Source organism: Arthrobacter sp. V1I9, from assembly GCF_030817075.1.
Lineage (GTDB): Bacteria > Actinomycetota > Actinomycetes > Actinomycetales > Micrococcaceae > Arthrobacter.
On record NZ_JAUSYU010000001.1, the window covers coordinates 339,831 to 358,588 of the forward strand.

21 protein-coding genes and 1 pseudogene are annotated in these 18,758 nt (G+C 61.9%); 10 read left to right on the top strand and 12 right to left on the bottom strand.

The annotated features are described in order from the left end of the window. Positions 1-3: 3 nt before the first annotated feature. Entirely contained in the window at positions 4-1,320 is a 1,317-nt protein-coding gene (locus tag QFZ70_RS01580; RefSeq protein ID WP_307093777.1) for an MFS transporter, read from the bottom strand. 158 nt (positions 1,321-1,478) lie between these two features. On the opposite strand from QFZ70_RS01580, the gene QFZ70_RS01585 reads away from it, so the two are divergent. After that, positions 1,479-3,074, top strand: a complete 1,596-nt coding sequence (locus tag QFZ70_RS01585) for an IclR family transcriptional regulator (protein ID WP_307093778.1) — start codon at positions 1,479-1,481, stop codon at positions 3,072-3,074. A gap of 970 nt (positions 3,075-4,044) precedes the next feature. Here the strand turns inward: QFZ70_RS01585 and QFZ70_RS01590 are convergent. The 3 genes from QFZ70_RS01590 to QFZ70_RS01600 all read right to left on the bottom strand — a co-directional run bounded on the left by QFZ70_RS01590 (position 4,045) and on the right by QFZ70_RS01600 (position 5,367). Continuing rightward, complete coding sequence (locus QFZ70_RS01590) at positions 4,045-4,218, bottom strand: hypothetical protein (RefSeq protein ID WP_307093779.1); 174 nt, start codon at positions 4,216-4,218, stop codon at positions 4,045-4,047. A 125-nt stretch (positions 4,219-4,343) separates the two neighbouring features. Continuing rightward, positions 4,344-4,625, bottom strand: coding sequence for a hypothetical protein (locus tag QFZ70_RS01595; RefSeq protein ID WP_307093780.1), 282 nt, complete (start codon positions 4,623-4,625; stop codon positions 4,344-4,346). Positions 4,626-4,707: 82 nt separating this feature from the next. Further along, positions 4,708-5,367 carry a TetR/AcrR family transcriptional regulator gene (locus QFZ70_RS01600; RefSeq protein ID WP_307093781.1) on the bottom strand — a complete coding sequence of 220 codons (660 nt, stop codon included), beginning with the start codon at positions 5,365-5,367 and terminating at the stop codon, positions 4,708-4,710. 138 nt (positions 5,368-5,505) lie between these two features. On the opposite strand from QFZ70_RS01600, the gene QFZ70_RS01605 reads away from it, so the two are divergent. Further along, complete coding sequence (locus tag QFZ70_RS01605; protein ID WP_307093782.1) at positions 5,506-5,772, top strand: hypothetical protein; 267 nt, start codon at positions 5,506-5,508, stop codon at positions 5,770-5,772. 89 nt (positions 5,773-5,861) lie between these two features. Here QFZ70_RS01605 and QFZ70_RS01610 read toward each other — a convergent pair. From QFZ70_RS01610 to QFZ70_RS01625, 4 genes and pseudogenes are all read right to left on the bottom strand, one after another. Beyond that, positions 5,862-6,493 (bottom strand): annotated as a pseudogene (locus QFZ70_RS01610) (YsnF/AvaK domain-containing protein); the annotation flags it as partial. Between the two features lie 127 nt (positions 6,494-6,620). Next, a complete protein-coding gene (locus tag QFZ70_RS01615; protein WP_307093783.1) occupies positions 6,621-6,809 on the bottom strand; it encodes a hypothetical protein in 189 nt (62 codons plus the stop codon). A 91-nt stretch (positions 6,810-6,900) separates the two neighbouring features. Continuing rightward, a complete protein-coding gene (locus QFZ70_RS01620; protein ID WP_307093784.1) occupies positions 6,901-7,632 on the bottom strand; it encodes a GAF and ANTAR domain-containing protein in 732 nt (243 codons plus the stop codon). Positions 7,633-7,969: 337 nt separating this feature from the next. Beyond that, positions 7,970-8,665, bottom strand: a complete 696-nt coding sequence (locus QFZ70_RS01625; protein WP_307093785.1) for a TetR/AcrR family transcriptional regulator C-terminal domain-containing protein — start codon at positions 8,663-8,665, stop codon at positions 7,970-7,972. Positions 8,666-8,975: 310 nt separating this feature from the next. Here QFZ70_RS01625 and QFZ70_RS01630 point away from each other — a divergent pair, with 310 nt between their 5' ends. The 3 genes from QFZ70_RS01630 (at position 8,976) to QFZ70_RS01640 (ending at position 10,632) form a co-directional block, all read left to right on the top strand. Next, positions 8,976-9,230, top strand: coding sequence for a hypothetical protein (locus QFZ70_RS01630; RefSeq protein WP_307093786.1), 255 nt, complete (start codon positions 8,976-8,978; stop codon positions 9,228-9,230). Positions 9,231-9,649: 419 nt separating this feature from the next. Next, on the top strand, positions 9,650-9,784 hold the full coding sequence (locus tag QFZ70_RS01635; RefSeq protein ID WP_307093787.1) for a hypothetical protein: 135 nt from the start codon (positions 9,650-9,652) through the stop codon (positions 9,782-9,784). A gap of 104 nt (positions 9,785-9,888) precedes the next feature. Further along, positions 9,889-10,632, top strand: a complete 744-nt coding sequence (locus QFZ70_RS01640) for a GAF and ANTAR domain-containing protein (RefSeq protein ID WP_307093788.1) — start codon at positions 9,889-9,891, stop codon at positions 10,630-10,632. Positions 10,633-11,586: 954 nt separating this feature from the next. Here the strand turns inward: QFZ70_RS01640 and QFZ70_RS01645 are convergent. Together QFZ70_RS01645 and QFZ70_RS01650 are read right to left on the bottom strand one after the other, a co-directional pair. Continuing rightward, positions 11,587-12,738 carry a N(5)-(carboxyethyl)ornithine synthase gene (locus QFZ70_RS01645; RefSeq protein WP_373461506.1) on the bottom strand — a complete coding sequence of 384 codons (1,152 nt, stop codon included), beginning with the start codon at positions 12,736-12,738 and terminating at the stop codon, positions 11,587-11,589. A 5-nt stretch (positions 12,739-12,743) separates the two neighbouring features. Then, positions 12,744-12,896 carry a hypothetical protein gene (locus QFZ70_RS01650; protein ID WP_307093790.1) on the bottom strand — a complete coding sequence of 51 codons (153 nt, stop codon included), beginning with the start codon at positions 12,894-12,896 and terminating at the stop codon, positions 12,744-12,746. Between the two features lie 679 nt (positions 12,897-13,575). Here QFZ70_RS01650 and QFZ70_RS01655 point away from each other — a divergent pair. Next, complete coding sequence (locus tag QFZ70_RS01655; protein ID WP_307093791.1) at positions 13,576-14,055, top strand: hypothetical protein; 480 nt, start codon at positions 13,576-13,578, stop codon at positions 14,053-14,055. Positions 14,056-14,082: 27 nt separating this feature from the next. On the opposite strand, the gene QFZ70_RS01660 is transcribed toward QFZ70_RS01655, so the two are convergent. Both QFZ70_RS01660 and QFZ70_RS01665 read right to left on the bottom strand, forming a co-directional pair. Beyond that, on the bottom strand, positions 14,083-14,841 hold the full coding sequence (locus tag QFZ70_RS01660; protein WP_307093792.1) for a diacylglycerol kinase family protein: 759 nt from the start codon (positions 14,839-14,841) through the stop codon (positions 14,083-14,085). 162 nt (positions 14,842-15,003) lie between these two features. Then, the gene (locus QFZ70_RS01665; RefSeq protein ID WP_307093793.1) at positions 15,004-15,237 is read right to left on the bottom strand and encodes a hypothetical protein; all 234 of its coding nucleotides are present in this window, start codon (positions 15,235-15,237) and stop codon (positions 15,004-15,006) included. Between the two features lie 249 nt (positions 15,238-15,486). Between QFZ70_RS01665 and QFZ70_RS01670 the strand changes: the two genes are divergently transcribed. From QFZ70_RS01670 to QFZ70_RS01685, 4 genes are all read left to right on the top strand, one after another. Beyond that, on the top strand, positions 15,487-15,813 hold the full coding sequence (locus QFZ70_RS01670; protein WP_307093794.1) for a hypothetical protein: 327 nt from the start codon (positions 15,487-15,489) through the stop codon (positions 15,811-15,813). Positions 15,814-16,584: 771 nt separating this feature from the next. Beyond that, positions 16,585-17,064 carry a hypothetical protein gene (locus QFZ70_RS01675; protein WP_307093795.1) on the top strand — a complete coding sequence of 160 codons (480 nt, stop codon included), beginning with the start codon at positions 16,585-16,587 and terminating at the stop codon, positions 17,062-17,064. A 617-nt stretch (positions 17,065-17,681) separates the two neighbouring features. Beyond that, complete coding sequence (locus QFZ70_RS01680; protein ID WP_307093796.1) at positions 17,682-18,023, top strand: hypothetical protein; 342 nt, start codon at positions 17,682-17,684, stop codon at positions 18,021-18,023. Between the two features lie 388 nt (positions 18,024-18,411). Next, positions 18,412-18,729, top strand: coding sequence for a plasmid pRiA4b ORF-3 family protein (locus QFZ70_RS01685; protein WP_307097766.1), 318 nt, complete (start codon positions 18,412-18,414; stop codon positions 18,727-18,729). Positions 18,730-18,758 lie beyond the last annotated feature (29 nt).

Here is an 18,758-nt window from a genome sequence, read left to right on the forward strand (position 1 = left end):
GGCCTAACGGTAGAGATGGGACGAAGGGTCGGAGTTGGCCCGCACGGTGAGGCCGACAACCAGCAGCCCGAGGGCGCCTGCGCCAACCAGGATGAAGGCGGGGACGAAGGTGTTGCCGGTCTGGTCGATGAGGAATGTGGCCAGGTAGGGGCCGGCGCCGCCACCGATGACGGCTCCGACGCTGTGGCCGAAGGCGACGCCGGTGTGGCGGACGCGGGTGGGGTAGAACTCGAGCATGGCGCCGTAGGTCCCGGCCTGGCAGAGGGCGTAGGGGATGATGCCCATGCCCAAGCCCAGGAGGGCCAGGACGAAGGAGCCCTGGTTCATCATGGCGAAGGACGGGATCGTGATGGCGACGTAGGCCACGTAAGACCAAAGCAGGACCTTCTTGCTGCCGATGCGGCTGCCGAGCTGGCCGGCCATGGGAATCAGGAGCGCCGCGAAGAGGACCGCCAAGAGAACGATGGTGGAGGCCTCGCCCTTGGTGAAGCCGAGGACTTCGCTGAAGTAGACGGCGACGAACACGGTGCCGATATAGGTGCCGAGGTTCTGCACGAGGGAGATGGAGGTGACCTTGGCCAGTGCCTTGGGGTACTTGGTCAGGACCTCCTTGAACGGAGCTTTGGAGGTACCTTCAGTGGTTTTGTTGATGGCCTGGAACTCCGGGCTGTCTTCGACCTTCAGGCGCATCACCAGGCACAGGACGCCCAAGGGAAGAGCCAGAAGGAACGGGATGCGCCAGCCCCACGCTGCCAGGTCAGCGGCGGGCATCATAGCCGCGGCCAGGGCTGCCAAACCGGCGGCAAGGCCCTTGCCGAGCTGGGCAACGGACGGGATCAACGAGACGAAGAGGGAGCGCCGGTTCGGTGCAGCCCACTCATGGATATAGGCGGCCGCGCCGCCGATCTCGCCACCGGTGGAGAAGCCCTGCAGCATGCGCAGCAGCACCAGCAGGATCGGCGCCAGGACGCCGATCTGGGCGTATCCCGGCAGCAGGCCGGTCAGGGTGGCGGCGACACCCATGCAGGTGATGCTCGCGATCAGGCTCGTCCGGCGGCCCTTCCGGTCCCCCAGGCGGCCGAAGAACACCGCACCGAGCGGGCGGACAATGAACGCGGAGCCGAACACCAACAGTGTGTTCAGCAGGCCGATGACCGGGTCATCGCCTGGGAAAAAGACGATGGCCAGCGTCGCGGCGACGTAGCCGTAGACGCTGAAGTCGTAGTACTCGATGAAGGTACCGAAGGCGGCAACGCCGGTCGCCTTCTTGGCTTTGGTGCGCCGGGCAGCATCTGGAACTGCCAATGTGGGGACGGTCATCCGAAGACCTCTCTGTCTTTTGATTTAGAAAAGTGGGACACTGTCTCACTTCGGGGATTGATTAAAGAATGCCTGTGTTCCACGCCACTGTCAAGCGGTGGTGTGAAGCGCAGCGGAATCAAGAAGGAGGCCGGCGGGTGCCGTGGGATACTGCACATATGGAGCAACTGGACCAGTCGGCACAGCGGGATGGCTCGAAAGAGGTCGTCGCCGTCCTTGAGGCTGTCATCGGCCGCGCCGGCTACGGATGGGGTGTTCGGGAGCTGGCCGAGGAACTGGGCGCGAGCCGAAGCACCGTGAACCGGATACTCAGCCGGCTGGTTGAGGAACGCCTGGTGTCCAGGGACGTCAGTGGCGCCTATATCATCGGACCGCGGCTGAAGGTCCTGTCCGCAGCGCTGCAGGAAGGCCATCCGCTCTTTGCCGAGGGGGAAAGAATTCTGGCGCGCCTAAGCCGGGCGTCCGGGGCGACTGCTCTGATGGCTGTCGAAACCGGCAACCCGGAGCAGTGCTTCGTCCTGGCCTCCGTGGAACCTGATGCGCCCGTCCGGTACACGCTGCCACCTGGTACGAACCTGCCAACCCATGCCGGTGCCCTTGGGCTGGCTATCCTTACCCGCCGCGGGACAGCTGGGCTGCCGGAGGAACTGAAGAAGTACACCGAAGCGTCCATTGACAGTAGGACCCGTATTGAGAATGCGCTGCAGAGCTATGCCACGACGGGCGCTGTCGTCAGCATCGGCCAGCACATTCCCGACGCCGCCGGCATCGGCGTGCCGTTCACCGTCAACGACAGGCTGTTCGGGTCCCTGTCGCTGTCCCGGCCGCGGAACGAATTCAAGGAATCAGACATCGAAGCCGGTGCCGAACTGCTCAGCGAAGCTGCCCGGGAACTCGAATCCCTCCTCACCGACCGCCCCAGCAACCGGAGGTTGGGGGAGGTTCTGCCTGAAGCCGAATCATCCGCACTCATACAACGGATCGCCGCCATCATCGCGGCGTTCTGTTCCGAGCCGCTGGCCGAACTGACGCTGCAGGACCTTTCGAGTCTGTGGGGAACCCGGTCCGTGGCGACCCGCCGGCTTGCGGAATCCGCCCGCGATATGGGGCTGATGACGAAGCTGGACAACGGAGCCTGGACGGCCGGGCCGACGCTGCTGCGCTGGTCAGCCTCGCTTGGCTTCAGCCACGACCTTCCGCAACTGGTGGACGAGGATCTGCGCGGACTCAGCGGACAAACGGGTGAAACCACCACCCTGGCCCTCTACGACGCGGACACCGAAGTTGCCCACATCGGACGAACGATCGCCGGGGCCAGGAATGTCCGCTACGTTTTGGAAGAAGGCGAAAAAATTCCATTAACCGCCGGAGCTGCCGGCAAAGCAATCCTCGCCCACCTGCCCCGACACGTAAGCGCCAGGATAAGCCAAGAAGCGGGAGTTTCAGAACAAGAGCTTGAGCTCATCCGCTCCCAGGGCTGGGCCGCCACCGACAGTGAAAGAGTCCCTGACGCCCACGGCATCGCCGCACCATTCTTCGTCAACGGCATCATTCGAGGGTCGGTCACCGTCACGGTCCCCAACCACCGGGTAGCCGGAACCCCGCCGACAGAGCTCACCAGCGCCGTAGTCTCCACGGCCCACCGGCTCTCACGCCTGCTCACCGTCAAAAGCGCAAGGCTCCCTGCCGGCCGTGAAGGCAAGCCCGGAGAGCTGGAATCTGAACGTGACGCAGTCTTCGCTGCCGCGCAATAAGCCATGCCTGGTTCACGGCACGAAAGAGTCCGCTACAGCTGAAGTCAGTGCGGCTTTAGCGGCTAATTCAAGGTGGAGCGGAGAATCAGTTCCTACGGCTTCTGCAGTCCGCCAAGGAGTCTTTGTCAGGTTGGGGTGTGACCCACTCTGACGTGCCGGAATTTTGTGCCGCAGGACGTGGAACCCGGCACGCATCCTGCAAGGTCTACTGCCGTGGAGCGCCTCGCCGGCTCTCGCCGCTTTCGCAGCAACGCGGACCTGGCTGGCTTCCGTTCTGCTACAGAGGTCCAAACAGGCCAAGCACCGCATTTGCTTAACGGATAGCCCTCAGGGTCTCTTCTGTTCCTCAAGATTTGATCAAGATTCGCCCCGACTCCGACACAGTTTTTAGAACTGGTCAGGAAAACGTGCCCCATTGCACGGCTTGGACGATGGCCAAGCGCGTTCTCAAACAGTAGAGGACGCGATGTCATTGCTGCTCAGAGCGCCGTGGACAAGCCCGGCGATTGTCCTGCGCTCTGGGCGGCGAAACAACGGTGTGACCGAAAGTACACTGTCTTATCGCAGCCGTGCTGTCGCTTCTAAATGTTTTTCCACCACAGAGCAGGGCGACAGCGGGGGCTCCGAGCGGCTGCGTGCCCTGGTCGGAGGTGAGGACATCAAGGAACTCTGGACGGCATGTCCGGCCTAGCTGTGGCGGTGATGGCTGCGGCAACCCAGTGAAGCTGTTGAAAGTGTCGGTGACTCTTCTAGATGCAAGCGCAGCACCGCCATCGCAGGCAGCAGCGGATAAGGCGATGCTGCTTGACGGGATCGCACACTGCCTCGGAAGGCGAGTCGTACGATCTCACGAGCGCTTTTGTCGCGGTGACAGTCGTTAGGCCGAGGTGGTTGTTTTAGGCAGGATTTGGTCTCGGGTTGGACGACTCCGGAGGGAGCACTTGGCTCCTTAGTCCCCACGTACAGTCGATTACTGCTGCCGACGACGGACGGCCGTGTGGACGGGAAGGGTCAGGAGTCTGGCCACTCCGGCCAGGGCAAGAAGGATGGTGATGGCGGCGAGTTGGGCCAGGAACATCAGCGCAGCCATGGCCAACGTTCCGGTGTATGTCAGGGCAAAGGAAAGCGTTGTGGCTTCAGGCATTGGCCGGGGCTTCTCCGAGTCGGATTCGAGGGAACAGGGCAGGGGAGGGATGCTCTGCCCTTCCAGTCCGTGCTTGGCGGATTGAGGGGTTGGCGAGCCGGGAAAGAGTTGTCCGGGTAGGCGCGCTAAACCAGGCTGGGTTGGCTTGTGAGGATGTAGTCCAGGGCGGCGGGGCCGGTCATTCGGAGTCCGGGCCAGATCGTGCGGTGGTTGTCCTGGCGCCTTGCGCTGAGCCCGAGGTTGGCCATTTCCGTCGAGAAGGATTCGCAGGTTGTGGGCGGTTGCCGGTGGAGGCCGCACCAGCTGAGGTACACCCCGTACAGCTGGTCTTCTGTGAGCCCCGTTTCTTTTGCAGTGTCTGCGGCGATGCAGTCTTTGATAAAACGGGTGTATTCCGAGGTTTCCATCTCTGTTTCCTGTCTTCGGTGACTCGTTGAAGCTATGGACAACCCTGCAGCTGCTTTCCTTCAGCGCTTAAGGAGGCAGACTTTATGGCGCGCTGGCGTAGGAGGCGCCGGCGGTGGGAGTGGCGCTGCCCCCATGGTCGGAGATGAGGGAAGCGGCCATGCGTTTGGCCAACACGGCCGCCTCTTTGTCTCCTTCGACCGCGGAGATGATGGATCCCTTTGTGAGGATGTGGCAGGAGCGGGCGAAGACGTCTGGTTGGTTGAGGCCGGCTTCCTCGGCCAGGGTTCGCATGAAGTCCCTGACCTGGGCAAGATAGCTGATGGATGCCTGCCCCAGGGGATGGGTGGGACCCATTTCCAGCATGGTGCTCACGAAGGCGCAGGCTTGGAAGTCGTCCTGACGGAACCACCCGTCCAGGACATCGAAAATGATCAGCAACTGGGCAGTCGGGTCATTGGTCTTTTTTCTGCATTCAGCGATGATGGCCTCGACGGTCAGGTCCTGGTGGCAGCGTTCCAGGAAGGCAAGGACCAGGTCGTCTTTCGAGGCGAAGTGTGCGTAGAAAGTGGCCTTGGCGACACCGGCCCGCGATATCAGCTCGTTTATGCCTACATCCCGGACGCTCCGCTGCGAAAACAACTCATCTGCGGCGGCGAGTATGCGCTCCCGAGCGCCCACGGGCGGTGGAGCGGCAGAGATGCCAACCGGGTCGGCTAACGAGTATCGCGAGTGTTCGATCACCAGCAAGACAGTACACCAGCCCAGACAGACCGGTCTGTAAACTACTGTCCATGCAGGTGCAGAGGCCTACGTCGCGCAGATGTCCGCCACCAATACCCGAAGAGGGCATTCAGGCCGAATCACAGGTCAGCCGATTGGATGGGCAGCCGGGGGCGACGCCACCGCGAAATGTCCCGGCTGGCGATGACCGAGCTGGGACTATTCAGGATCCTCAATGATCCCCGGGGGCCGGAGGGGACGATCTCCGGATTGTCTGATGAACAACTCGCAGGACTGCTCGATGCCCTGTACCGGCATCTTGATAACCCGACGCCGGAACCGGTCGCGATCTTCTGGTACGAGATAGGCGTCGAAGAAAGTTCCCGCAGGGCCCATCTGCCCGCACAATCAGCACCTCGGACCTAGGCAGTTCGGCTGGCCGCCGGTCTTTTAGATATGTCCGCGGGCATGGCAAGGCCCGGGCGAAGTGCCCGGGCCCGTTGCGCAGCTGGTCGTTAGCGGCGGGTGTCGTCGATACCGTCGGTTTCGATGTTTTCTTTGCGGACTTCTTCGTTGACGGTGACGTTTTCGGTCACGGTGTCCTTGTCCAGGCGGACCCGTTCGACAGGGACGGTTTCCTTTTCCACCACGGGACGTTCTTCGTGGAGGATGACTTCGTGTTCTTCCTCGCTGATCGCGGGGCCGCCCATCGCAGCGCCGACGTTCGCGTCGGTAATGGGTTCACGCTCGACCCGGACTTCTTCGCGCTGCACCGGGACGGTCGTGGTGACATTCTCGGTGGTGACGTACTTACGAAGCCGGGCCCGGCCTGCGGCCTGCTTCTCGGTACCGACGTGGAGCGGCTCTTCCGAGCGGGTCATCGCATCATCGGTGGTGGGGCCGGAGGTGTCGTGCCCGACCGTTCCGGTACGTTCCCCGGCATCGGCGGTGCCGGTCCGGGACGTGGTGTCCGTGCACGAGGTGCCGGACCGAGGTTGTAGTGCGCGTACAGCCGGTCCTCCTCGGAGGGCTCAAGATGGCCGTCTTCGGCGACCCGGGGAGCGTCCTTGACGTGGTCCCTTCTGTAGGGGACCACGGTGTCATTGCCCTCGGTGCGGGCATCCTGAAGCGGGACGAACGACTCCGAAGCCATCTGGGCCTGCTGCCGGAACTCGACACCGGCGTCGTGGTCCTCAGCAACTCGGGCCGGTCCTTGGACGCTGGGGGAATGCGCCTTCTCATGGGCATGGAGGAAGCGCTGCGCCAATAGCGTCTTATTCTGTGCAGGGGTAGATTATTTGGCTGTAACTGGCCCGTCGGCCGCTGACGCCGAGGGTGTTCAGAGATTCGTTTAGGGCGTGCGCCAGGAGATCGCGCTCAAGGGCAGGGAAGCTAAGGGCGCCGTAGACGTAGGCTTGGACCTCGATCAGGCCGGCTTCCCCTCCAATGCCGAAGTATTTCATCCAGACCTGCTCAAGAGTCAGTGATGCAGCCCTGAAGGCTAGATGAAAGTCCTGGCATTGTGCGTACTCATCCCCTGCGGCGGCCCATGTTTCATCCCTGGTCATGATCGAGTCCCGGCGTGGACTCGATGATCTCTTCTGCCACGTCCGGCAGCGTCCGGTTTTCGATGTGGGCTCTGGCCATCAGGTGAAGCATCGCGTCGTGCTTGCCGATGCCCTGGCCGGCCATGATGATCCCTTTGGCGGTGCTGATGATGTCCCGTTGGGTCAGTGTCGACTTCAGTTGCTCGCTCAACATTCGGCCGCGCTCCCGGGCCTGGACATTGACCAGGAAGATCGAGGCTTGGGCTGCGAACAGTTCCAGCAAATGACTCTGCCGATGCGTTGCCGCGTGGGGTTTGGCCCAGTAGATTTTGATGGCTCCGAAAGCCAGGTTTCCTGCAAGGAGGGGGACACTGAGGCAGGAGCGTAGGCCCAACTCATCCGCTGCCTGACCCCATTCAGGCCAGCGGAGGTCGGTGCGGACATCCGCTATATCCACCGGGTGTCCGGAGGCCCATGCACTCAGGCACGGGCCTTGTCCGAGATCATATTGGAAGGAGTCGGCCTCCAGCACAATTGTGCCCGTGGAAGCTTCGCTGCTGCGTCTGCCGTTGCTGTCAATCAGGGATACACCCGCTCCCGCGGCACCATCCGCGGCCAGGACCGCAGCTTCGGTGATGAGCTTCAGGGCATGGGCGACCGTCTCCTCATTTAGGAGCACGTTGGACAGCCGGGCAAACACTGCGGCCAGCTCGTCAGCCAGCGGCAATTCAGTATCCATGACCGCTTCGATTCCAGCATTATGGTCGTAGGTGAACCATCTGCTTATTCCCCTCATTTGAGCACACCTCGCTTCCACAAGCCACCGTCTGCAGTTAGCCTTCGGACGGGCCCAGGTACGACGGGCAGCGGCTGGTAGTCTGCAGCTGTCGCTTTCGTGCTGGCGTCAGGGTAGTGCCAAATTCCGTTTTTATTGACAGTGGCTCGTGATGTTCTCAGGTCCCACGCTGACAGTCGGCGGGCGCGAAAATCGGGGTGGGAAGCTCGCTGCCCCAAGCGGACTTCATCAAGTCCAGATTCTCTGGACTATCTCGACTGTTCTCGAGCCCTTACTGGGCTTAGTGGCCTGTAGCTAGTTGGGTGCTGAGTCCGTTGAGAAGGATGGTGAGGCCTTGGTCGAGTTCGGCGTCGCCGTCGTAGTCTGCGAGGACTGGTCCCAGTGCCCTGAGGTGGGGGAATTTTTTGGCTGGCAGGTGGTGCAGGCCCAGGCGCAGGATTGCTTCGTTTTCGTCCGGGTCCACGATGTATTCCTGGAGTTCGTTGAGGATGTGTCCGTAGAGGAATCCGTAGTAGGCGCGGTAGACGTGCAGGGCGTCGGTGGGGGCGAATCCGGCGTCTATCAGCAGCGTCAGGATTTGTTCCAGCGGACGGAGCGTCCCCAGCGGGCGTAAGCCCAGGGGAGTGGATAGTGGTCGGGTGACCAGCAGGGGCACGACGTTGGGGTGACGGAGGGCCAGGAGCCGGAGGTCGTGGGCTATCCGGCGCAGTTGTGCCTGCCAGTCAGGGTCATCGGGAAAGATCGCCAGTTCGTTGAACACGAGCTCGGTGACGCCGTCCAGCAGGGCAGCCCGGTTCGCTGCGTGCCGGTAGAGGCTCATGGGGTCACAGCCCAGTTCCTGGGCAAGACGGCGCATGCTCAACGCTTCGAGGCCTTCGGAGTCCACCAGCTCCAAAGCCGCTTTCAACACGATGTCCTTGCTCAGGCGCCCCCTTCGTGGGGGTGCTTGGTCGTCGCGACTTTCGGCAGAGGGCATATCGGTCCGTCCAGTTGTTTCATGCACCCATACAGCGATACGTAAGCTTGCTAAACACCTAGCCTACGCCTAGAGTCTACAGTGTAGAGAACTTGTCGACATGGTTTCAGTAAAGGGATCAGTGTTGGCATGGCCGACCTGGCTGCTCACTTTTCATTCAGGGAGAACCTGCTTCACCAGGTAGAGCCTGCCGGAGCGTCGGAAACGCGAATGGTCAGGTAGTACGCTCAGTGCCCCGTGCACGGCATCTGAGTTAAGGCCGCTGTAGCCGAACGGCGGAGACCTGCACCGTAGTGAAAAGAGCCCTACATTGGCGCATTCACAGTTCGACCAGTTCCTCCAAGAAGCCACTTACAGAGACCACGAGGCCGGCATAAGCCTTCACGGGGACTCCCTTTACGGCCTTTACACCAGCTGGTGCTGCGTGTCCCGGCAGAAACCGCAGCCAGAACACGTTTTTTGGGCTGCAATGGCCCAGCGGCTCAGTCCCGGAGAAGGGCTGCGCATGAAGAAGTGCCCTGCCGCTGCTGACTACATCCTCACCAGCTACCCGGCGATGGTCTAATCACCATGACCTCGACTCCACCGAGTAATAGCCCGCTCGACGCGCCAACCGCGCGGGAAGCCCCCTGGTGCTGCGAGCGTGACACCAACCTCCACCTGGCGGTGGTGTGCCCAGCCGCCCCGGGCGCCGGCAGGAAGGTCAATCGCGGTGGCACCCACTGCTCCGCAGGCCGGCAGTCCCGGGTGATTGACATTCCGCCGCGGTGCTGATTACCGGGGCTGCGGAGAGCCCAGGGATCCGTCCGGATGCCAGGCGAAGACCACCGTCTGAACGTTCCCGGGCCAGCAAACGGCACCGAGGAATTACTTGCCACCTACTCTGCCACCGGGGCGCTGTGCCGCGCTGCGGATTCCAGGTCGAGTGCCCCGTTGGACTGCCCAGCCCCCTTGCTTGAGGGCAGACGCGAAGGACGATTCATTATGAATGACACCAGCCCCAGCACCGCTGTCACCCATGCCGCCCTTGAGGACATGGATCTGACTCCGGAGGGTCTTGCCGACGCCCCGGCCCATGAGGAGGACCAGGAAAGCATCGTCCACACCGGCAACAGCTAAGAGACCCAAACTCCATATGCGGTCGCCATGGGCGGCCGCAGCGTCCGTTCGGAACGCGCATCAAAGGGTGCCGTACGGGACATTAATAGGAATGAGGCCAAGTCATGGCCCCCGAACCACTTCACCTGCAGCCAGAGCTGCTCGTCGATCATCTGCAGGACCTCGTACTGAAGACCGAGGACGTGAAGGTGATGCTGGACGAACTGGCGAACTTCACTGCTCTCACACTTTCGGACCCTGCCGTTGCCTTCTGCAGCATCACCCTGCTGCGGCAAAAGAAGCCCGTGACGGTCGCCAGCAGCGCAGAGGGCGCACGCCGGCTCGACGAAACCCAATACCGCGCCGGTGATGGTCCATGCCTTACCGCCATCCGCGAAGGGAGCGTGATCCACGTGCCGGACGTCCGGACAGAACGCCGCTGGCGCGGCTACTCAGCAGCGGCGCTGGCGGAAAAGGTCGGGTCCAGCCTGTCGGTGCCGCTGGCCCTGGAAGGGGAAGCCGAAGCTGGCCTGAACATGTACTCCACCCGCTCCCATGGATTCAGCGGCGAGGACATCGACAACGTCCAGTCCTACGCCTACCACGCCTCCAAAGCCCTCCGACTCGCGGTACGCATAAGCCAGCTCGCCGAAGCAAAAAACAACCTGGCCGCGGCAATGGAATCGCGCACCGTCATCGACCTGGCAGCCGGGGCGATCATGGCCCAAAACCGCTGCAGCCAGGACGCGGCCATGAAGATCCTGAAAATCGCATCCAACAGCCGCAACATCAAACTCCGTGATGTAGCAGCATCAGTGGTCGCCTCCCTGACCGCCAACCCGAAAATCCGCACCCACTTCGACGCCTGACTTTCTTTCCATTGCCCGGCCGGGTAACAATTCTCCACAAGTTAAGAACCTCTACCGGCACGGCTGGCCCGTTTGAGACGGGCCGGCCGTGAGACTTTTTTGCGGTGTAGCGGGTTAGCTGATGGTGAGCCTGCGGCCTTTGATCAGGAGCCAGGAGATCGCGGCTGTTTCACCGATGATGGCGAACAGCCCGTACATCGGGGTCAAGCCTTCGACGAACGCTACGCCGACTCGGCGCGACGTATGACGTGCTGGACGCTAATGGACGACCGATCGGCAGCTTCCGCAAGGACTTTGGCAAGTCCCTGCTGAGATCGACCTGACACCTAAGCCCACGGGGTTGTGGTGCCTTTCCCTAGCTGGCATTGTTATTGGTTTCCGTAGCAGTGCAGCATCCCCCACGTCCTTGGTGAGGCACCTGATGAAGAATCCGCGATTAGTGGCGCGGCTGATGGTCAACCATGACACTGGCTTCCTGGTGACTTGTGGCTACGGTGCTGGGCCAACGGCGGAAGGGCCGACAGATTCGGCTTCGACGCCTACCTCCACTGGCTACGGCAGCCTGATGACTTTGACCAGCAGATACTTGCCTTGGCCTTCAAGGATATAAATGCCCGCTGGTTAGCCCAACGGATGCCGCGATCACGCGCCCAAGAGTTTCAGCCACACGAGAACCCCTTTCAACCGAGATGGGCGCAATACGACTAGGCGCATGCCGATTCACTCGCAAGCGAACCCGTGGGTCAGCTTCAGAGCATTCTCGTGGCCCGAAATCGCCCTGAGTTCCTCACCGGGCTCTCCAAGCTAGCTGCCGCAGCGGTCGGTGAGGCAGCTAGCGACGATATTGAGCGCCTAGTTCGACCGCAAACGTGTGGAAGGATGGTCCCGCATCCGGCCGATCCTCTCTTGCTAGGCCTGGCTTAATGTCCCCCGGGCGATGAGGTGGCGTACCTTCTAGGCGGGTAGTGGGGAGTGTGGGTACTCCGGTTCCCGTTGCTGGAACTGCATCACGTCCTGGTTTAGGATCACGCCATCGCGGATTTCGATTGCGCGGCTGATGGTCTCGTTCCCCGTCCAGGCCGTTGGGCCGGTGATCACGGTTTCCAGGAAGGGCAGCAGGGCTTCACTGATCTCCCAACTGGAGGACTTCCAGAGGTAGGAGGGGCTGTGGTCCACCGCGTAGTAATCGATGTGATCGCCCACTGTGAACATCGGCTCGGCGAAGGTGGTGGTCTTCGCCCAGCTAAAGCCCATACCCTCATCGCAGGAAACATCCACGATCAGGCTGCCGGGCCGGAAAGCGTCCAGGTCCTCCGTACGCAGGTAGGTCAAGGGTGCGTTGGGGTTTTGCAGGGTGCAGTTGACCACGATGTCGCTTTCGGCCAGGAACGGCGCCAGCGGGACCCGTCCGCGTTCGGTGATGACCTCGCTGAGGAAGGGTGCTTTGGGGTCGTGATCGAACTGGGCAATTCGCACCGAATGGATGGGCGAACCCACGGCGGCCACCCCGCGGTTAGTCAGGACCTGGACGTCGTGGATGCCATGGGCGTTGAGGGCGGTGACGGCACCTCGGGCGGTCGCGCCGAAGCCGATGACGACGGCGCTGAGTCTCCGGCCGTAGTCCCCGGTGGAGCCGGTCAGGGCCAGTGAGTGCAGCACCGAGCAGTAGCCGGCCAGTTCGTTGTTCTTGTGGAACACGTGCAGCCCGAATCCGCCGTCGCTGGCCCAGTGGTTCATCGCCTCGAAGGCGATCAGCGTGAGTTTCTTGTCAATTGCCAGCTGGGTGATGGCCCGGTCCTGGACGCAGTGCGGCCAACCCCAAAGGACCTGCCCGTCACGTAGTTCGGCAAGGTCTTCGGGCTGCGGCTTGGGCAGGAGCACGACGTCGGCCTCCGCCAACAGTTGCGCGCGGGGGACGATGCGCCCCACGAGTGGTGCCAGATGTGAGTCCGACAGGCCGAAACGCTCGCCGTAGCCTTCCTCAAAAATCAGGTGCTGCCGGATTTCGGGGGTGATGCGCTGCAGGTGCAGGGGGTGTATCGGCAGGCGCCGCTCGTCAGGTTTTCGGGTGCTGGAAAGGACTCCGAGGGTGAGGTGATCCGTCATACTGGTCACTTCTTCTTGGGGCTTGTTGACTTGGCGGGGGTGGCCTTGTCTCCGAAGCCGGGCGGCGGTGCTGACGCGGCCTTTTTGTCGGCGCGTTTTTCCTTGATGGTCCTGGCGGGTTTCTTGGATGCTGTTTGGCGGGGGGATTTGTCGGCCATGATTACTCCTGTAGCGGAACCGAAGGTTCCTGGCTTCGAACGATACAGGTACCCACGAGTGCAGGCAGCAGAGCCCTCGATACGAGGCCTTCGGGAGCGCAGTCAAGACATCCTTGCTGCCGGCCGGGATCTGCCCTCCCCGTTAGCACCGACGCCTGCCTGACGCGCCAACGCGGCTAGGGCCGGTTTTGGTGCCCGCCTATTGCGCGAAATTGGGCCAGGAGACGCAACGTTTTCAGCTTCGTTAGTAAGCGGGCATAGGAGCAGGCGTTTCAATCGCGCCGATAGTGGATGGACTGCCGCCAGCGGCCAGCGGCCCATCTAACGCTGTTAGCTCAACTTCCCGGAAATGTGCTGCATTTGCGTCTGGTCCGGCGCTCTGGGCGTAAGCTCGAAGTACGTCGGGATGCCACGATTGGATATCCGGTTCCTGATAGGAGAGCCCACCCCTCTGCGCGGCCCCGGGAAAAACCGGGAATACGGCATTGAGTCACGCTGACTCGGATGCAGCCGAGGAGTTGGGACAAAAAAGCGGACAGATATCAGCGGAAATGCGTTTGCAGCACCCGCCAATGTCCCCCCTCCAGTTGGCCCGGTCCCGGGTCACTGAGCCTAAGTCACAGCCGTTCCACGCGCACGCGGGCCCGGTAGTGCATTTGAAGAGCGTTGGCAAAACGCCATGACCACCACTCAGGCCCTTCCTCCCGTACGCGTCAATTCACCACTAACACTCACTGGGATCCTCGCCTCCGCGTTACCGAAAGACCTCGGCACAGCGCGGGCACCTTCGCGTTACGTCGTTCCGGTAGTCTTTTCCCGCCGGCCCGAGCCCCGGGAATTGGATTTGCTCCAAGGAAGCAGCATCAGCCGCCGCCTTGACGAGGCCGGATACAGCGACGTCGAACTCCGCGTCTCAGACCGACGCCTCCTGATCACCAACACCAACCTCGTGGATCTCAAGTCAGGGTTGGCCCAACTGCTCGGCATAATCCTGAACGAAGTCACCACCAGGCGGACGGGGAACGGACAGAACGGGCAGAGGAACTTGATGCCCTCGGCATTATCGAGGAACAGCGGCTGGAAGCCATCCGGCGGGCCGCCGCGGAAATCCACTTCGACTGAAGCCCGGTCCATGCAGGGCAGCGATCCCCGGCATTGATCAGATAACCGGCGAGGGCGCCCTGGGTCAGATAACGGCCAGGGCGCCCTTGGCGCTTTCCACCATCACATGGGTGGCGGCGGGAAGATGCTTGACCTCGCCGTCAATTTGGCAAGGAACAGGGTCCCGTGTGGTGAATGCGTAGCTGCTGACGCTTGGTTGATTCCCGAGTCCCAGCGTCACGGCCCGAAGAGTCATCAGGGCCATCTTCCAGCGCCCGGAGTGCGGGAGCGTCACGACCTCGAACCGGCCGTCGTCGGGGCCGACCGACTCGCTCACCGTCCCATACTTGGCCATCCGCGAGATATTGGCCAGTATCAGGCTGCCAAAGCCCGCGGTGGCCCCGTCGGCCCGGACGAGCTCGAACGGGCTCAAGTGAGAGAGCGTGCGCGCCACGGACAAAAGTTCGAGGAATTTGCCCTTTCCCCCGCTCTCGATTCCGATTGCCATAAGCGGCGTAAGTCCGAAACCTATGTAGGAGTGGGCGTAGTGAACCTGTGCCGGCGGCTCTTCCCCAAACGTTATGCGCAGCAGGTCGATGTGCCGGACCTGTCCTTCCCGGATAGCCTGCGGCAACGTTGTAGCGGGCATGCTCCGGTGATGGTCATTGGCGTTCCCTGCCGCGACAACGGTGCACACCGCCTTGCTGTCTGGAACGTCCATCACCCCGTTGACAACCTCGTTGTACCCGCCGTCGCCGCTAACGGAAACAATTAGCGGAGACCCGGTGGCCGCCACGGACCGCGCCAGGTCCCGCGCGTGCCCCGCAAAGTCGGTCGGCAGCAAATCAACCTGCAGATCCGGTGCGCCGGCGGCGAGTTCCGTTGCAGTTCGTAGATCCTGGCGGTCATGCCAGGCTTACCGGGATTGAAGACCAGCACAGCCCGATCAAAACGTGCTTTAGGCGCCCCGTCAGGTCCACTCGCTGTCATCGGCGTTGCAGCCCTATCATTCCCCCAGGTCGTCCGCTACGCGGCGAAGGTCCTGAACCCAGCCGGTTGAACGGCTGGGCGCTCCGGAACTGGCTTCAAAGTTGCCAAGAGCTTCCGCTATGCGCTCCAGTGCTTCCGAGATATTGGCCTTGACTGCCGCGTATCCTTCCTCCGAGCGGGGGTCGGAAGAAGCCGCCGACAGCTGCTCAGCTCCGGACCTGATGACAAGTGAGGCCTCGTACTCGTTCACACCTGCACCTCGCACTTCCTTGCATAGGAGACGTGTAGCAACACTACGAGCACAACCATACATCCGCGGTACCCCAGCCGACTCGGTCCCCGGATGCACCAGCAGTTGATAGTTCCCACATGGAAATAAAAAAAGTACCAGCGGCCGAAAAGTGTGAGGTCATGGGCAGCACCTGCCATCAGGACGAGGATGCTTCGGTGTTTCCTACCTGGGCTTCCTGAAGAGCAGTTGCGATGGGAGCATGCCCCTATGAGTGACCAACACAGCAAGGACCGGCAGGACCAAAGCCTGCATCAGCACGGGCAGTCGGCCCCGAGCACGCAGCCGATGCGAACCGTCGCGCAACGTCGACGGGAATCGGAAGAGAAGCTGGGTTCCCACCTTCGTGAAGCGCGTCAGAAGATTGAAAACCGTCAAGCCGCTGAATCAGAGGGAGCCGCCGGAAATTTCGGGGCTGAGGAAGTAGACGCCAGTGACGTTGCCACCATCCAAGCGAACGACCAGGTAAACGCCCCGGACCGCATCGATCTGATCACCAACCAGGCCATCCCTAAAACGGGTAACGAAGAAGGATAAAGCCCGTGGCAAAGCCTTGAAACTTTCAGTGGTGAGACTGCCGGAAGCAGCCCGCCAACTTGTCGGCATCGATCGCAGTAGCCTCTCTAGCCCACCCCCTTTGGACTTGTTTCCGCCATTTTCCGTCGTGACAGTACCGAAGTCATCCCGACGGAAGATCGCGGCGGGGGTTTTGGGACAACACCCTGTCGTTCGGAATCAACCTGCTCCGGCCGTCCAGTACTAGATTGGGCAGCTTGGTAGGCGACCAAGGGATGGGATTGCCCTGAAGCCGGCGAACCGCCCCCACGGTCAGAATCTCCCCGCGGAGCGCGATTTCTGCCCAGGAGGAGCCTGTCAGCTTAACGCCGACCATCGTCACCGTGCGAAGCATTGACGAAGTCCGCGATCTTGCCGTGTCCGGATCCTTCGGCGAGGAATTCCTCGTCTGCGAGGGGTGCGTGTGGCTGGTTCCAGTTGTCGAGTCCGTCAGCACTTTTGGGTCCCTGGAGACGGACACAATGACGGCTGCTGGGACATCACGGAGCTTCATGTTGCTTTGACGGCATCTTGAGGATCTTCAGGGCCGATTCCTGGCTGCAGCGGTTCTGGACTATCACCGCTCCGACCGCGAGATCGATCGTGGTCCCGGGTTCCATCACGGTCGTGCGGGGAAGCACTACGGCCCCGGTAATGAAAAATATCCCTGTCCGCACCGGTGCAAACGAGCCTCGCGGGGCTAGGGTTGGGTGGGTCGGCTATCGCCGCGCGAACTACCCTCAAGCAGGGTGCATGTACTCCAGGCAGTCCAGTTCCGAGCAATTTATGCGGTACCTGAAAAGTGTCGGGGGTTCAGAAGCTGATATCAGCGGACCTGCTTACATGGTCAGTGATGAAGACACCGTAGAGAGCGTGGTCTCGCGCCTGCGGATGGAACAGCGGCAAGACGGCTGTGAAGCCAAAGATCCGTCGATTCTCCATGCTTCTGCGCAGGTGATGATCAGCAGGCGGGATGAGGGCGATCCTGACCACCATGCCGGAGCTTCCCAGGAGGGGGAGTACCAGTTGGATGTCCATCTCGGTGAGGGGAACACCACCAGGGAAGGCGTCCCAGTAAGGGACATAGAGGATGCCAAGGTATGGGCACGTGCACGGATTGAGGCCCTCGGTGCCGAATTTGGAGCCATTTACTTCCCCGCAGGCGGGGGCCGCGCACCAGGGACAGGAGCCTTGGTGTCCAGCTTCGACCGCTCCGTGGGCTGGTACCGGTAGTCCGATGCGCACCAGGGAATGGTCGGGGTGATGAGTAAGGGGCTGTTATGACGGACGCTGGTAACAGGATGGTTGAACACCCGGATCGCTGCCCCCGCCCCAACTACACCCTCCGAGTAGTTAGACACGGGAACCGTTCCTTCGTATTTGGGGGAGGAGCGGGGACTCGAGTGTCCAGGTCAGACTGAAGCTGCTGAGGCCCCATACGTTGCCGCGCGCAACTTACTGGTGTCCGTGCATGGTGTTTCTATACTATTCGTGCCGACGGACAGCTGAGCCGGAGCGATGCACGTTCTTACCGGCGCTTCATGCGAGTAGGGCCGCCAAACACGGGGAACTCCGACCAAGAGCGGTAGGCCGGAGTTCCGTGTCCAAAAGGTACACCCCAGCGTTGTAGTTCGCTAGGCATGTCACCGGCAATTCAAGCCGGTCAATGAAACAAGGGCAGCAAGTGGGCGTTCACGAACCCTTACCGGCAGGCCAAAGAGCCGATCATGGCGATTCCGTCAGGTCGCCGTTGGTTATGGCCTGGGGAGCAGAAAGGCGCGCTTCACCTTTCACGAGTTAAGGCATGGCAGCCGTCGCTTCCGTGCTGGCGTCAGGGTAGTGCCCCGGCCATGTTCCTTCTCGCCCTCGGGTTCGGCCTCGGCGTCATTGCCCTGACCCAGGCCGCGGTCTACAACACGGCATCCCACGAGGCCGGCGTTGCCTCAGCACTGCTCAACTCGGCGCAGCAAATTGGGGTGGCCCTGGGATTGGCGGTTCTGGCTGGCATCGCCGCAACAGTCACCGGGACATCCGAACCCGGCGCAGCAGCGGACGCTCAACCGGTCGCCGGGTACGGTAGTGCACTCGCCTTGGCAGCCTTCTTCACCAGCTGGCGGCTCGGGGCCGACGCTGTGGACTCAGCAAAGTACTGGGCAACCTGGTATCCCGGAGGACCCAGAAGGCGGCGCTGAGGATCATCCCGCACGCCGTCTTAGGGCAGCGGATTCGTCCTCTTCTCGTGTCTCCGACCAAACAGGACTCACGTCGGCAGATAAATCGCAATCCTTTGAGGACTTGCTGCCCCTAATGACAAAACGCCGATAAATGGACCTTTCGTCAAGCTACGGGCCCGTCGGGGCCAGAGGTCCCCGTCTAAGTAGTAGGGCAGGGAGGCCTGTAAAAATGGTGGGATGAATAAATTTGAAGCCGCGACCGGAGTGGGACAGGACTCGGTCCTGTAGGTTCGCGTGACACTGGTCGACAGCGAGCCTGAGATTTGGCGTCTGGTCGAGATCCGGGGCTCCCTGGCTTTGAGCCGACAGGCCTGAGGAGGATTGCTCCCTGGACGAGCTGCTCGCGCTGGGATCGGGCGGCGCGTTCTACGAGTACGACTTTGGTGACAGCTGGCTACACCGGCTCGAGCTAGTGTCCCGCCGGCCCGCAGTCGAAGAGAGTCTGCCGGCCCGGCTGCTCGACGGTGCCCGGCGCGGCCCGCTGGAAGACTCCGGAGGTTTTCCCGGCTACGAGGAGATCATGGATGCCTTGGCCGACCGGTCGCATCCTGACCACGCTGAATACTCCGCATGGGTGGCCGACATAACCGGCTCCGATGCACCGTTTGACCCTGCCTTCCTGGACATCCCCGCCGTGAATCGGATGCTGGCTGAGCTATCTTGAGTCAAGGGATTCCAAGCGAAGATGCCACG

Coding starts and splice junctions, on each gene's coding strand:
- QFZ70_RS01655 (WP_307093791.1), top strand. CDS start 13,576: ATGACCACCACTCAGGCCCTTCCTCCCGTACGCGTCAATTCACCACTA.
- QFZ70_RS01585 (WP_307093778.1), top strand. CDS start 1,479: ATGGAGCAACTGGACCAGTCGGCACAGCGGGATGGCTCGAAAGAGGTC.
- QFZ70_RS01675 (WP_307093795.1), top strand. CDS start 16,585: ATGTACTCCAGGCAGTCCAGTTCCGAGCAATTTATGCGGTACCTGAAA.
- QFZ70_RS01620 (WP_307093784.1), bottom strand. CDS start 7,632: ATGGATACTGAATTGCCGCTGGCTGACGAGCTGGCCGCAGTGTTTGCC.
- QFZ70_RS01635 (WP_307093787.1), top strand. CDS start 9,650: ATGAATGACACCAGCCCCAGCACCGCTGTCACCCATGCCGCCCTTGAG.
- QFZ70_RS01645 (WP_373461506.1), bottom strand. CDS start 12,738: ATGACGGATCACCTCACCCTCGGAGTCCTTTCCAGCACCCGAAAACCT.
- QFZ70_RS01640 (WP_307093788.1), top strand. CDS start 9,889: ATGGCCCCCGAACCACTTCACCTGCAGCCAGAGCTGCTCGTCGATCAT.
- QFZ70_RS01650 (WP_307093790.1), bottom strand. CDS start 12,896: ATGGCCGACAAATCCCCCCGCCAAACAGCATCCAAGAAACCCGCCAGG.
- QFZ70_RS01595 (WP_307093780.1), bottom strand. CDS start 4,625: ATGGAAACCTCGGAATACACCCGTTTTATCAAAGACTGCATCGCCGCA.
- QFZ70_RS01625 (WP_307093785.1), bottom strand. CDS start 8,665: ATGCCCTCTGCCGAAAGTCGCGACGACCAAGCACCCCCACGAAGGGGG.
- QFZ70_RS01615 (WP_307093783.1), bottom strand. CDS start 6,809: ATGAAATACTTCGGCATTGGAGGGGAAGCCGGCCTGATCGAGGTCCAA.
- QFZ70_RS01580 (WP_307093777.1), bottom strand. CDS start 1,320: ATGACCGTCCCCACATTGGCAGTTCCAGATGCTGCCCGGCGCACCAAA.
- QFZ70_RS01680 (WP_307093796.1), top strand. CDS start 17,682: ATGTTCCTTCTCGCCCTCGGGTTCGGCCTCGGCGTCATTGCCCTGACC.
- QFZ70_RS01605 (WP_307093782.1), top strand. CDS start 5,506: ATGGGCAGCCGGGGGCGACGCCACCGCGAAATGTCCCGGCTGGCGATG.
- QFZ70_RS01670 (WP_307093794.1), top strand. CDS start 15,487: ATGAGTGACCAACACAGCAAGGACCGGCAGGACCAAAGCCTGCATCAG.
- QFZ70_RS01590 (WP_307093779.1), bottom strand. CDS start 4,218: ATGCCTGAAGCCACAACGCTTTCCTTTGCCCTGACATACACCGGAACG.